This window comes from Mariniflexile sp., from assembly GCF_041583155.1.
Taxonomy (GTDB): domain Bacteria; phylum Bacteroidota; class Bacteroidia; order Flavobacteriales; family Flavobacteriaceae; genus Mariniflexile.
The window spans coordinates 70330-84148 of record NZ_JBFHGK010000011.1 but is presented as its reverse complement, the minus strand read 5'-3'; the positions used below and the strand labels follow the sequence as shown (position 1 = coordinate 84148).

Below are 13819 nucleotides of genomic sequence, written 5' to 3'. Positions count from 1 at the left end.
AATGAAATTTATAAAACAAAATATAATCGCTTTTGCATTGTTTAGTTGTACGGTTGGGATTGCACAACAATTACCGCAATTCACACAGTACATGTACAATACAATCTCCATAAATCCAGCATACGCTGGTAGTAGAGAAGCTCTAAGTATTGTTGGATTACATAGAAGCCAATGGGTTGGTTTTAAGGGCGGTCCAATAACACAAACCCTTTCCATACACACGCCTTTAAGAAATGATCGTGTGGGTGTTGGCTTATCTTTTATTGAAGATGATTTAGGACCTGAAAACTTTACGTATCTGTACGGTGATTTTTCATACAGTATTCCAACCGGAAGGACTGGGAAATTAGCCTTTGGTATAAAAGGTGGATTCACACAATATAGCTTAGATTCCGATTTTCGAAATGACCCTACAATAGTTATTGATGATTATATTTATGGCATAGAAAATCGATGGACTCCTAATGTTGGTCTTGGTCTTTATTGGAGTAATGAACGAATTTATGCGGGTTTATCAACACCTAGAGTTTTAAATACCGATAAAAACACAGAACAAGGTTTTGAAGCTTTGGATAGATTAAGTTATTACTTCACGGTAGGTGGCGTTATCGATTTAAGTAAAAACATCAAATTTAAACCAGCTGGTTTAGTTAAAGCTACTAATGGTGCTCCCGTTTCGTTCGATTTAACGGCTAACTTTTTGTTTAATGAAAAGTTATGGTTAGGAGGTTCCTATAGAATAAATGAATTAACAGCTGCTATTGGTGGTATTGCAGATTTTCAAATATCCAGACAATTACGAATAGGTTATGCTTATGAAAAACCTATTTCAGAAATTGCTAATTACACTACGGGTACGCATGAAATACTGCTTATGTACGAATTCAAATTCTTAAGTTCAAAATTAAAATCACCTAGATATTTCTAATACTATTTTTCATGAAGATTAAAAATTACATATTAGTTTGTATCGCATTAGCACTTAGTGTTTCTGCGTTTTCTCAACAAGGAAAACAAAAAAGAGCTGACACTTTGTTCAATAAGTTTTCATTTGTTAAAGCTATAGACGTTTATAAAGAACTAATTGCAAATAACTATAATAAAGATTACGCAACCAGACAATTAGCTGATTGTTACGCTTATTTAAGAGACCCCAATAATGCCTCTAGATACTACAAAAACGTAGTAAAACAAGATAAAGTACCTATTGAGTATTACTACAAATATGCACAATCGTTAAGAGGTATGAAAAAATACGAGGAATCTCAAGAGTGGCTACAACGCTATAAAGATTCTGGCGGCGTTGTAAATGCTAATGATTTTTCAAAAGATATAAACTTCATTACCAGTGTTTTTGGTGCAAAGCAACAATATTTTTTAGATAAAGTTTACTTCAATTCTAAATTCAGTGATTTTGGAGCTTTCGAACAAAATGGAAAAATATACTTTACATCATCACGCGATGAGGGTGTTGGTATAAAACGTGTTTATGGTTGGAATGAACAGCCGTTTTTAGATGTTTACGTTACCAATTCAAAAACAAAAAGAAACGTTGATCACTCTGCAAAATTGAAAGGAGATGTAAACTCCATTTACCATGATGGCCCCGTTACCATAACAAAGGATGGCCGCACAATGTACTTTTCTAGAAATAATTACAAAGACAATGTTGAAGTTAAAGATAAAAAAGGGCTTACCAACATGAAAATTTACAGAGCTACCTACAGAGATAGTATCTGGACAGACATTGAAGATTTGCCAATAAATGGTGATGAATTTTCAACACAACACCCCGCTTTAAATGCTGATGACACTAAATTGTATTTTAGTTCGGATAGACAGGGAGGTCAAGGTGGTTCGGATATTTGGGTGGTTGACCTATATCCTGATGGCACTTTAAGAGATCTTAAAAATGCTGGAAATGTTGTAAATACAGAAAGTGCTGAAGGTTTTCCCTTCATAAATACAGAAGGCACCCTGTTTTTCTCTTCCGATGGACATACTGGTTTAGGAATGCTAGATATTTTTGGCACTATTAAAGGTGATAATGATGAAATTGTGGATGTAATAAACTTAGGTGTTCCTGTGAATTCCAATAAAGATGATTTTTCATTTTTTATGAATCAAGATGGTATCACAGGTTATTTTGCTTCCAACAGAACTGGCGGGCGAGGAGACGATGATATTTATGCCTTCCATAGAGTACCAACCTTACATGTTGAAGGGATTGTAACCGATGCTATTAATACAAAACCTATAGTAAAAGCTATGATTACATTGTTTGACGATAAAGACAACCAAATAGCTTATATGGAAACGGATGAAAATGGATTTTATCAAATAAACATTGATAGGGATAAAGATTATAAAATTGTTGCAAGTCAGGAAAAATATATTGATGATTATAGAAACTTTACATCTAAAAACATTCAAACGGAACTTACAACCATCAGTGCTAATTTATTGCTTAACCCCAAACCAGATGTTATAAAATTAGCTGAACTAAATACCATTTATTTCGACTATGACAAGCACAATATTCGTGAAGATGCTGCATTAGAATTAAACAAAATTGTTAAGTTAATGACGGTTGATTATCCAGAAATGATTATCCGTATAGAATCCCATACCGATTCTAGAGGTGCTCTTTCTTACAACGATAAATTATCTATTGATAGAGCAAATTCAACCTACCAATATTTAATTTCTAAAGGAATTAAGCCTGATAGAATTACAGCTCATGAAGGTTTTGGTGAACGCAGATTAACTAATGGCTGTGAAGATGGTGCAAAATGTGAAGAAGCCGATCATCAATTAAACAGACGTACTCAATTTATTGTTGTAAAAATGGAATAATACGAACATATAAAATCGGTTTTGGGTATTTATAAAATAAAACTCTTGTAATAGATTTTATAATAAAAATAAGACCCCATGAAATTAAAAAATCACATTATACTTGGTTTCGTTTTGGCAGTAAGTTTATCTGCTTTGGCGCAATCTGGTTTACAGAAAAAAGCAGATAACCTATTTAACAAATTTTCATTTGTTCATGCTGCTGAGTTATATAATGAATTAATTTTAAAAAACGATAATACAAATTACGCTATCAGACAATTGGCAGATTGTTATGCTTTTATGCGCAATCCTGATAGCTCTGTTGTTTACTACAAAAAAGTTGTTGAACAAGCTAATAGTCCTAAAGAGTATTATTATAAATATGCACAGGCCTTACGTGGCGTAAAAAATTATAACGAGTCACGGCTTTGGTTAGAGCGTTTTAAAGAGGCAGGTGGAGAAATAGATGAAGCCTATTTTAAAAAAGACAGCGAATTTATTAATGCCATATTTAACACTAAACCACATTACACGCTAGAAGAAGTAAAATTCAATTCTAAATACAGTGATTTTGCTGCTTACGAAAAAGATGGAAATGTATATTTTGCTTCATCAAGAGATGAAGGGCTATTGAAAAATCATACTTATGGTTGGAACAATCAACCTTTTTTGGACATATACATAAAGGCCGAAAATGATACTTTGGTAACAAGTAAATCTAAAATAAAAGGTGATATTAATTCTGTTTACCATGAAGGCCCATTAACCATATCGAAAGATGGAACTACACTTTACTTTTCTAGAAATGATTTTAAAAAACAGATTTTGGGTAAAAATGGTGAAGGGCTAACAAATCTTAAAATTTACAAGGCGACCTTAGTTAATGGTAAGTGGGAAGAACTTGAGGAAGTTCCTTTTAACAACACCTCCTACTCGATTAGTCATCCAGCCTTAAATAACGATGAGTCAAAACTATATTTTACATCTGATATGCCTGGAGGCTTTGGAGGCACCGATATATATTACGTTGACATAAAAAGTGATGGAACTTATGGCCCTCCGCAAAACTTAGGTCCTACAATTAATACCAATAAAAATGAGAGTTTTCCTTTTATAAATAATGAAGGTGTACTTTTCTTTTCTTCCGATGGACACCCTGGTTTAGGCTTACTTGATATATTCGTAGCTGTTAAAGATAAAAACGATAAATTCATTAATATTATTAATTTAGGCATTCCTGTAAATTCAAATAAAGATGATTTTTCATTTTTCATGAAAGATGATGGATTATCTGGTTATTTCGCTTCCAACAGAGATGGCGGTATTGGTAGTGATGACATTTATGCCTACAACAAAATACCTACATTAAACCTGCAAGGAAGTGTTACCGATGCCAATACTTCTAAACCATTAGTAAACGCAATTGTTATGCTTTTAGATAGCAATAATAAACCAATTACAAAACTAATTACCGATGATAATGGCTATTATGAAATAAATGTAGACAGAGATATGGATTATTATATCACTGCTAAAAAGGAAAATTATTTGGACAAAACCATTTCTACTTCTTCAAAAGGAATTACTAAAAATATTACAAGCATTACGGTAAATATTTCATTGAAACCAGAAGAAAATAAGGTAATTCCACTAACGGAACTTAAACCTATCTATTTCGATTTTGACAGACATGAGATTAGACAGGACAGCACTGTTGAATTAGATCGGATTGTAAACTTGATGAAAAACGTTTACCCAAACATGATTATTAAAATAGAATCTCATACAGATTCTAGAGGGAGTTCTCCCTATAATGACATTTTATCAGAAGAAAGAGCAAAAGCAACTTTCGATTATTTAATTAAAAAAGGTGTAGATACTAGCAGAATAACAAGTTACAAAGGTTTTGGTGAAAAAAAGTTAAGCAATAATTGTGATGGCAGCATATCGTGTTCAGAACAACAGCACCAATTAAACCGGCGTACACAGTTTATTGTTATCAAAATGTAGCCAAATCCATTAACAATCATTAAAAAAGCAAAAAGCTTCAATTTTTAATTTGAAGCTTTTTACTTTTAAGGAAAATCAATGAATAATTATACGATTTCCATTTTTGCTACTTTGCGTTTTAACTGGTAATTATTTCCTCTATAAACCCAGGCTATTTGGGCTAATTGGCCAACTATTTTAACCGAATCTTTCATAGAAAGTTTAGATCCATCGGCGTGAATCCAGCGTTTTAAAGGCTGCTCACATAGCATGGCTTTGGCATTTTTCAATCCATAATGAAGAGACATTCTTTTGAAAATTTCTACATCAAAAATCCACTGAGTTACAAATTTTTCAGCAAAAGCAATTTCTATAGCATCTTTGCGGAAAATTTTAGCACCACATTGTGTATCTTTAAAATCCATCTTTAAAATCTTTCTGATAATGTAATTAATAGTCATACTAATAATTTTTCTAGCAGATTCTTTAGTAATATTTGCTCCCATCCTAGAAATTCTGGAACCACTTACAATTTTAAAGTCTGAAGTTTCAATAGTTTTTACTAAATCATCAAAATCTGCCAAATCAGTAGACAAATCGGCATCCAAAAAACCGATATAATCCAGATCTTCCTTTTTTGCCATGTGCAACATTCCTAAGCGAACAGCCTCGGCTTTACCTCCATTTTTTTCACAGTCGTACACAGTTATAAAATCTTCTCTTCCCTTTTGTAAATTGTTTAATACTTCTAAAGTATTATCTTTACTTCCATCGTTTACAAAACATAAATGATAACCTGAGTTTTTATCTATATAATCTGTAAATTCTTTACTTAATAAACGTTCCTCTTCATTATAACATGGAATTACTACACCAACACAGCGTTGTTGAATCATTACCTCTGTCTTTGTAGACACCTGCCCTATTTCGGGTACACCAATTAAGCGTTTAACACGAGCACATATTTCGTTTAAACTTAACGGTTTTTTCATGTAATCATTAATCCCTAAATCAAAGCCCTCGGTAATAACATTATCTTGTGTATTACCAGATAATACCATTATTGAGGTATTAGGTTTTTTAGAATTTCTAATATGTTTTACAATATCTAAACCTGAAACTTCCGGCATATTTATATCCACAATTACAAGGTCTGGATACTCAGAATCAAATAAGGCAATTCCTTTAGTCGCATCCGTTTCAATAAAAGTTTCATATCCTAACTCATTCAATCTTTTTTGTAATGGTAATAAAACTAATTGTTGGTCGTCGATAGCTAATATTTTCATAATTAGAGTTTTTGTTGTTATTTATAAGTTAGAATTGGTTTATTTTAAAATGTTTGAAAAAAAATGTTTAACCTTTTTACACGGGCAGTAACCTCCTCTAAATTTATTGGTTTTTTCATATAATCACTAATACCATATTCAAATCCTTTAGCGAAAACATCATCACTCGTGTTACCTGAAAGTACCATAATTGGTGTTGATGACTTCTTTGAGGTTCTTATCCTTTTAATAAGTTCTATTCCAGAAATTTTAGGCATATTAATATCAACAATCACTAAATTAGGTTTAAACGTATCAAATAAATCAAGTCCTTTAATAGCATCGGTTGCAACACGAACCTTAAAACCTAGTTCTTCAAATCGTTTTTGTAATGTTAATAAAACTAATTGTTGATCATCTATGGCTAAAATTTTCATTACGAGGGATTTTAATATTAATTACAGTACAAATATACTCGCAATAGGTGTTTTGAAATTAATATTTAGTTTAAGCCAATAACATGTGTAGACGAATGGTAGATTAGTGTAGATAAATAAAATAATTTGTCATTATTAATTTTTTTACCTTTACCCTACAGCTATTTGTGCCCGCATTATTCATGAAGGAAACCACCAATAAATATTTAATTGCAGCATTACTTATGGGTATTGCTTTTCATGGAACTTCTATATTTTTTACTTTAGAATCTACATACGATGCATTAATACATTTATTTTTTGCAGACCACTATGCCCAAAGTTGGTTTGAACCTTGGAACTACGAATGGTATACGGGATTTACAGTAATGAGTTATCCGCCGTTAGTACATCAAGCTATTGCAGCCTTGTCGTTTATAGGGGGATTAAAATTTGGGATGTTTACAGTAGCCTTGATAAGCATTGTTTTATTTATAACCGGCGTTTATAGATTTTCTTTACTTATTACATCCAACAAGAAAGTAGCAGGCTATGCAGCTGTTTTAGCTGTATTCTCCTCTTCTTTTGTTGAAACGTTACATGTATTTGGTCAATTACCAAGTATCATAGGAATTTCAGTTTTAATGCATGCATTACCCGAAATATATTTATGGCTGAAACGTGGGCGATACAAATACCTGTTTACTTCACTTTCGTTAATTGCCGTTACGGTAACATCACACCATGTTACTCCTATTTTTGGAATGATATTCTTTATTTTTCCTTTAATTGGAATGGTGATAATGGATGTGTCTCGAGAGCAAGTAGATTCCTTTAAAGAGGTGACCCTTAAAGTTTTTATAGGCAGTTTTTTTAAACTCTTTAAGCGTATTATTAGCTTTGGAATGCTTTCACTAGTAATAATTGTAGGGTGTATTCTACCCTATTGGATTAATTCCAAAAACAACCCAATAACACAAGTACCTATCCCACATGGCTCAAGAGATAACTTTTTAGAAATCACCTCGTCTGGATTAGTGTTCTTTTTAATTCCATGGGGAGTATTACTTATTTTATTACCATATATATTTTACAGATATTATTCCAAACGCTATTTATTTTTTGGTTTTTCCATAACCATTCTAACAATTTTAGGCACAGGTGGTACAACTCCCATCCCGAGAATGGCATTAGGAGAAACAGCTTTTAATATTTTAACCTTAGATAGGTTTACACTTTGGGCATCTATCATGTCCTTACCCATATTTGGCGAATTTGCATACCGTTTAGTGGAAACCGATTTGAAAACCCATATTCAAAAACAATTTGGGGCCATTTACCATAGAATTATTGGAGGTGTTTTAGCTGGACTCTTTTTATTTATGACCATTTTCACTATGAGTCTTGGGTATTTCAGACCCTCGCAACCCCAAAAAATAAAAATGTTGCCAATTGTTAATTTTTTAAATCAGGATCAACATGATCATTGGCGATTTCTAACTTTAGGATTTGGCGACCAAATGGCCTGGTTAAGTGCACAAACCAATGCCATGACTGTTGATGGAAATTATCATTCTGCAAGAAGATTACCTGAACTCACTACCAGACCAATTGAACGTTTAGAAAATTCAAAATTTAAAGGTGTAGAAGGCATTGGTTCTTTACAACAATTTTTAACTACTCCCGAAAAATACAATTTAAAGTACATTTTTTCAAATGATAAATTCTACGACCCTATACTCTACTTCTGTGGCTGGCAACGACTAAGACAATTAGAAAACGGAATTATGGTTTGGGAACGCTTAAACGTTCCGCCATTATCATCCATACTAGCTAAAGATGACGTTGCTACTTGGCAAAAATTACTTTGGGGTATCATGCCTTTTTTAACTGTTTTAATAGCATTTATTTTAAACATTCAAATGATTTGGATTAATGCCTTAAAAACAAAATCCAAAAGGGCGCCTAACTTTGTAAATTTTCAAACCAGATATTCAAAATTTTCCAAAGGCATTTTAGTAATTACACACCTTTGGTCTATAATTTTAGCTTGTTTTGTTTGCTATGGTATATATCTCTTTTATTTGAAAAATGATTCACAACGTTCGCCAGAAAATGCTGTTATAGCGTATTATGATGCTTTGGATTTTAAAGAATATGAAAAAGCACATAATCTAATAGATCCCGAAAGCAACTTACCTATTGCACAATATATGCTTCAAATTTCGGTAACTGATGGACTTTTAAGCTCTTATGCAAAGTTGGATGCTTTAGAATCTAAAATTACCAGCAAATCTGATAGTTTAGCCACCATGAAAGTAACCACTCATTGGATAACACCTCTTGAGAAAATTGATAAAACGGAATATAAAAAGTTAGTAAAACGCAATGGTAAATGGTACCTTAAACCTGATGTTATAGATTTAGATTTACCTCCAGATCAATTATATTCTAACAATGTTACTAAATATTACAACCAAGGGAGGCGAAGAATTACTACCGAGCAAACATACCATGAAGATGTACTAAAACAACCTGTTTTAGAAATACTTTCAGCCAAACTTGTAAAAAACAATGGTCATTATGCCATTATAGGTGAAATACAAAATATCGATAATGTGCCTGCCGATGTGGTTTTAAAAGGAACCCTTTATAACAATGCAAACAAAGAATTAGCAACCTACAACGCTAAATTTCATGTAAAACATAAATTAATGCCAAAAGAAACTAGTAGTTTTAAGATTAACTTTGAGGGTATTGCTTGGTCTAAAACAAAGGATTCGATACCTAAAACTTTCAATCCTGATGAATTTACACCTGTTGAATTTAAAGAACAGCCCACTAAATTTAACCTACAAGTTGCCGGAAATGTTGCGGGTTCAGACCTATATAAAAATGTTGTTTTAAGTGATATCCAAGTTAACCCAAAAACAATATCAGGTAATTTGTTTAACAGCGGACTGCAGGAAGTTACAATACCACAGCTTTTAGTAACCTATTATGATGAAAACAAGGACTTAATTTGGGTAGATCACCTATTTTTAGAGGAAGGCATCCGGCAAGAGCGAAAACAAAAATTTCAATATGATATTTTGCTGCAAGATAAAACTAAGGTTATCAGCACAGATATGACTAATTGTTACGTTAACGGATTTCCAAATGAACACATTTCTAGTAAAATAATACCTAACAGAATACAAAACCACACCGATTCTGTTTTGCAAGTCATACAAAATGACACATATAGTTTTGTAAAAATAGAGTTTAACACTTACATAGCAAGCCCCAACTAATGCGATTAAAGGGAATATACATATTAGGTTTTTGCTTGGCATTTGCATCGTTTGTAACGTTTAACCCAAACCGTGTGAATCAACAATCTATTGAACTAATTACAAGCGATTCTATTTTTGAAGCCGGAAGCAAAATGGTGTTAAAATTTTCGTCTTCCAAATTAATTCCATCTCAATTATATTGTTCTAATAGTTTTGGTTCTACACTAATTAATCCAACTTTCAATAATCAAGTTTTAAGTTTTGTAATTCCTTCGTTTATGGCAAAAAATGCGGGAGTTGTAAATTGGAATTTTATCAATACCAAGAATCCTATTTCTGGTAATTTTAAAATCGTTCCCAAACAAGAAGTTGCAAAAATGGAAAGCTATTTGGGACCACCAAGCATTGAAGCTGGAGGCAGCGATTTTGCCATGTTAGTTGTTATACCAACAGATGCTTTTGATAACGCCTTAAAAGACAGTACCGAGGTAAGTATTAATCATCAATTTTTGAATTTTGAAAAAAACGAAACGGTTTTAACGAACAACTTAATTGCCTATAAAAACATATATTCTTATGAAAAAACAGGCCGTATACTCGTTTCTTCTTTTTGTTTAGGTGAAAATTCAAAAGAACACGATATAAATGTAATGGCTGCCATACCAACAAATTTTGTTATTGAAAGCTCACGACATCATGAGTATGCCGACGGGAACCAAATAACAACATTTTATACTTCAGTTTTAAAAGACAGATTTAACAATACGGTTAACGATGGTACTTACGTAGAATTTTATATCACAAACACCCAAGGTAATATTTTAAAAACTTCTGGAACAACCATAAATGGGATTGCCAATGCTAAAATGATTCATCCAGACCACGAAGAACTTTGGAATATTAAGGCCTTTATACCAGGAATGGCAGAAAGCAATACACTTATACTTAATTACAAAAAAGTAATAACCGATTTTGAGGTGGCCTTTTCAGAAAACCACAGACAAATAACCGTAGGTCCATTACAAAGTTTTATGAATCAAATGATTCCCGATGGACTACAAGTAACTACCTCCATTCTGATAAATAATAAAATTGTAAACAACATTAGCAAAACATCGCAAAATGGTTTTGTAAAATTCAATTTAAGTACCGACGAATTTCCTAACAACACTTACGAAATAAGAATACAAGCCGCTGGAATTGAAAAAAACTTCAAAACTATAAAGCTATGGTAAAAACAAATAAAAACATATTACGCAGTATTTTAATTCTATCCTATTTAGCTGTAATTGCATTCTTGGTTTTTGGTGCAAGTGCTATTTTTAGTTACTTAAATACAGGTGCTGATAGAAGTAAAATGTTGCATACGGAAATAAAAAAAGAAGCTAAATATCTTCCTAAAATAGTTTGGGATTCTATTTCAAATGAAGGAAGACCTATGGATTTACAAACTCTAAATTCATTAGAAAAAGATTATTTGGATGCCTGGTATGTAAAACACATTTGTTACCTAACAAATACAACTACTGGCTTAGAAGATTATTATACTGAAAACGCTCGGAAAAACTTATTTAGCTTTATTGAAGCCAATAAAAAGGAGGGAATACATATTGAAGCTACAACTTTAGAACATCATCCCAATTTAGATTTTTTTAGTGAAGACGGACAACTTGCTGTGTTAACCGATACCAATGTTGTTGAGTATAAAACGCTATATAAAAAAGACAGCTTAGCGTTTGAAACCATTGAAATTTCAAATTATAAAGTCACTTTGTTATTAGAAGACGGTTTTTGGCGTATTAGGCATTTGGTTAAAGAACATAGTGAAAATTACCAAGATAAAGGTGAGCCCATTGATGTGTCTAATATAAACATAAAAGGCATAAACTATTATCCGCAAAATACCCCATGGGATATGTTTGGTGAAGCATTTTCTATTAAAACCATTTTAAATGATTTCAGAATAATTAAAAATGCAGGTTTAAATACCATTCGTATTTTTATTCAATACGAAGATTTTGGAAAAGGAAACGTGAAACCTGAAAAACTAGAAAAGCTTAAAAAAGTGTTAGATTTAGCTGAAGCAGAGCAGTTGAAAGTAGTTGTAACACTATTCGATTTTTATGGCGATTATAGTGTTTTAGATTATACAATAAATCAAAGACATGCAGAAACGATTGTATCCACATTTAAAAACCATAATGCTATTATAGCATGGGATATCAAAAACGAACCCAATTTAGATTTTGATTCTCGCGGAAAAAACAAGGTATTGGCTTGGCTAAAACATATGATAAATTTGGTAAAATCTATTGATAAAACTCATGCTGTTACCATTGGTTGGTCCAATGCCGAAAGTGCCACTATTTTAAAAAATGAACTCGATTTTGTTTCTTTTCATTATTATGAAAACCTTGACAATTTAGATACCACCTATAAAAATTTGAAATCTATGATTACGGATAAACCTGTGGTTTTAGGAGAGTTTGGATTATCCTCTTACAGCGGAATTTGGAATTTTTACGGAGAATCTGAGAAAACGCAAGCTGAATACTATAAAAAAGCACAACACATTATTTCCAAAAACAATATTCCGTTCATGTCGTGGACGTTATACGACTTTAATAAAATACCAAAGGAAGTCGTTGGACGACTTCCTTGGAGAAAACGGACTCAAGAGCATTTTGGTTTTATCAATCAAAAGGGAGAGACTAAACCCGCTTTTAAATATATTTCTAAGCTATAATAGTTTTTGGGGTGTTTTTATCTTGTATAATAGTACTAAAAGTTTCTAAATACATATCTGCAATTTTACTCATTGGTAATGCTGTTGCAGCTTTGTAATTTGCTTTTCCTAATGCTATTCTATAGGTATCGTTCGTTACAATTTTCTCGATTGCTTTTGCTAAGCTTTCAACGCTTGTGGGTTCAAAAAACTCACCTTCATAACCTTCATCTTTAACTAAATGGGTTAGGTCTCCTAAATCCGGCATCACAACTGCTTTTCCATAACTTCCTGCCTGGTGTAATACTCCAGAACTTCCTGTAGTTGATGTATAAGGAAAAACCACAACCGTACTTTCATTAAATAAAGTTGGAACTTCACTCTCTTCAACATAACCAGTAAAACGAACTTGAGGCACATGTTTATAATCTTCTTGAACTTTTGCTAAGTAACCAGGTACATTTGGGTTATCGGTTCCTGCAATAACCACTTCCAAATTTAAACCGGTAGATTTTCTAACCAATTCAACAGCTTCAATCATACCTTCTACTTTTTTGTAGGTTCCAAACTTACCAAAGGTCATAATTTGCATAGGATCTGTTGGTACAATATAATTGGGTTCTTCAGGAATTTCAAAAGTTCCATGCGGTATTAATTTTATATTTTTAGCATGATATTTTTTTTCTAAAACATCCACATATTTTTCAATGGTTACGGCAACCGTGTCGGCCTGTAAAATTAGTTTGGTTAAGGTTGTTCCTATAAATCCGTAAAGCTTCTGCATCAATTTATTGTTTGTAAAACCAGCGCTTCCTAAATCTACTTCTTCCAAAATATTATGTAGCAACACAATATTAGGAATGCGTTTTAGCTTACAAACTAATGGCAACATTAAACCCAAAGCCGCTGCTATTTTTTTATCACCAAACTTCATAAATTGAAGATTGAATAATACCGCATCTGGTTTCGATTTATTTATAGCCTTAGTAACCGATAATAAATTAGTATAACTATTAAAAGACCAACATTCATTTACGGTTATTTTACAACCTGCTTCGGTAAATTGAATATCTTTTAAGCCTGTGGTTTTATCGGTTAATAAAATTAATTCAGTAACAGTTTCTTTTTGTCTGAAGTGTTTCACCAAATGGAATGCGTACTCATTTAAAGTGACTTTACTTGGTGGATAAGCTGTTACGATGGCTAATTTCATGGGTGTTTCTTTTAAATTATACTACAAATTTGGGATTTATTATTTAAAAAATGAATCTGCTTTAGTTGGAGCGACCATTAGTGTAGACGAATGGT

General features: G+C 32.3%; 9 protein-coding genes. 6 read left to right on the top strand and 3 right to left on the bottom strand.

Going from position 1 to position 13819, the window contains the following annotated elements:
- Position 1: 1 nt before the first annotated feature.
- The 3 genes from ABYI63_RS06120 to ABYI63_RS06110 all read left to right on the top strand — a co-directional run bounded on the left by ABYI63_RS06120 (position 2) and on the right by ABYI63_RS06110 (position 4848).
- Positions 2-928 carry a type IX secretion system membrane protein PorP/SprF gene (locus tag ABYI63_RS06120; RefSeq protein ID WP_372754516.1) on the top strand — a complete coding sequence of 309 codons (927 nt, stop codon included), beginning with the start codon at positions 2-4 and terminating at the stop codon, positions 926-928.
- Positions 929-939: 11 nt separating this feature from the next.
- Positions 940-2856, top strand: a complete 1917-nt coding sequence (locus tag ABYI63_RS06115; protein ID WP_372754514.1) for an OmpA family protein — start codon at positions 940-942, stop codon at positions 2854-2856.
- 78 nt (positions 2857-2934) lie between these two features.
- Positions 2935-4848: an OmpA family protein gene (locus ABYI63_RS06110; protein WP_372754512.1), complete on the top strand. Its 1914-nt coding sequence runs from the start codon at positions 2935-2937 to the stop codon at positions 4846-4848.
- An 86-nt stretch (positions 4849-4934) separates the two neighbouring features.
- On the opposite strand, the gene ABYI63_RS06105 is transcribed toward ABYI63_RS06110, so the two are convergent.
- Together ABYI63_RS06105 and ABYI63_RS06100 are read right to left on the bottom strand one after the other, a co-directional pair.
- The gene (locus ABYI63_RS06105; protein WP_372754510.1) at positions 4935-6116 is read right to left on the bottom strand and encodes a response regulator; all 1182 of its coding nucleotides are present in this window, start codon (positions 6114-6116) and stop codon (positions 4935-4937) included.
- Positions 6117-6160: 44 nt separating this feature from the next.
- Positions 6161-6532, bottom strand: a complete 372-nt coding sequence (locus ABYI63_RS06100; RefSeq protein WP_372754508.1) for a PleD family two-component system response regulator — start codon at positions 6530-6532, stop codon at positions 6161-6163.
- A gap of 182 nt (positions 6533-6714) precedes the next feature.
- Here ABYI63_RS06100 and ABYI63_RS06095 point away from each other — a divergent pair, with 182 nt between their 5' ends.
- Genes ABYI63_RS06095 through ABYI63_RS06085 form a run of 3 tightly spaced genes read left to right on the top strand, consistent with a single transcriptional unit; the run spans position 6715 to position 12532 of the window.
- Positions 6715-9804 carry a hypothetical protein gene (locus ABYI63_RS06095; RefSeq protein WP_372754506.1) on the top strand — a complete coding sequence of 1030 codons (3090 nt, stop codon included), beginning with the start codon at positions 6715-6717 and terminating at the stop codon, positions 9802-9804.
- Positions 9804-11021, top strand: coding sequence for a hypothetical protein (locus tag ABYI63_RS06090; RefSeq protein WP_372754504.1), 1218 nt, complete (start codon positions 9804-9806; stop codon positions 11019-11021). Before ABYI63_RS06095 ends, ABYI63_RS06090 begins: the two co-directional genes overlap by 1 nt.
- Positions 11015-12532, top strand: coding sequence for a glycoside hydrolase family 2 TIM barrel-domain containing protein (locus ABYI63_RS06085; protein WP_372754502.1), 1518 nt, complete (start codon positions 11015-11017; stop codon positions 12530-12532). The genes ABYI63_RS06090 and ABYI63_RS06085 overlap by 7 nt, the downstream gene beginning before the upstream one ends.
- Here ABYI63_RS06085 and ABYI63_RS06080 read toward each other — a convergent pair.
- Positions 12522-13724 carry a glycosyltransferase gene (locus ABYI63_RS06080; RefSeq protein WP_372754500.1) on the bottom strand — a complete coding sequence of 401 codons (1203 nt, stop codon included), beginning with the start codon at positions 13722-13724 and terminating at the stop codon, positions 12522-12524. The two genes, ABYI63_RS06085 and ABYI63_RS06080, sit on opposite strands and share 11 nt — an antisense overlap.
- Between the last annotated feature and the right edge of the window lie 95 nt (positions 13725-13819).

Bases quoted from the DNA above. Each gene is read 5' to 3' on its own strand.
- ABYI63_RS06100 (WP_372754508.1), bottom strand. From the start codon at position 6,532: ATGAAAATTTTAGCCATAGATGATCAACAATTAGTTTTATTAACATTA.
- ABYI63_RS06115 (WP_372754514.1), top strand. From the start codon at position 940: ATGAAGATTAAAAATTACATATTAGTTTGTATCGCATTAGCACTTAGT.
- ABYI63_RS06090 (WP_372754504.1), top strand. From the start codon at position 9,804: ATGCGATTAAAGGGAATATACATATTAGGTTTTTGCTTGGCATTTGCA.
- ABYI63_RS06120 (WP_372754516.1), top strand. From the start codon at position 2: ATGAAATTTATAAAACAAAATATAATCGCTTTTGCATTGTTTAGTTGT.
- ABYI63_RS06110 (WP_372754512.1), top strand. From the start codon at position 2,935: ATGAAATTAAAAAATCACATTATACTTGGTTTCGTTTTGGCAGTAAGT.
- ABYI63_RS06080 (WP_372754500.1), bottom strand. From the start codon at position 13,724: ATGAAATTAGCCATCGTAACAGCTTATCCACCAAGTAAAGTCACTTTA.
- ABYI63_RS06105 (WP_372754510.1), bottom strand. From the start codon at position 6,116: ATGAAAATATTAGCTATCGACGACCAACAATTAGTTTTATTACCATTA.
- ABYI63_RS06085 (WP_372754502.1), top strand. From the start codon at position 11,015: ATGGTAAAAACAAATAAAAACATATTACGCAGTATTTTAATTCTATCC.
- ABYI63_RS06095 (WP_372754506.1), top strand. From the start codon at position 6,715: ATGAAGGAAACCACCAATAAATATTTAATTGCAGCATTACTTATGGGT.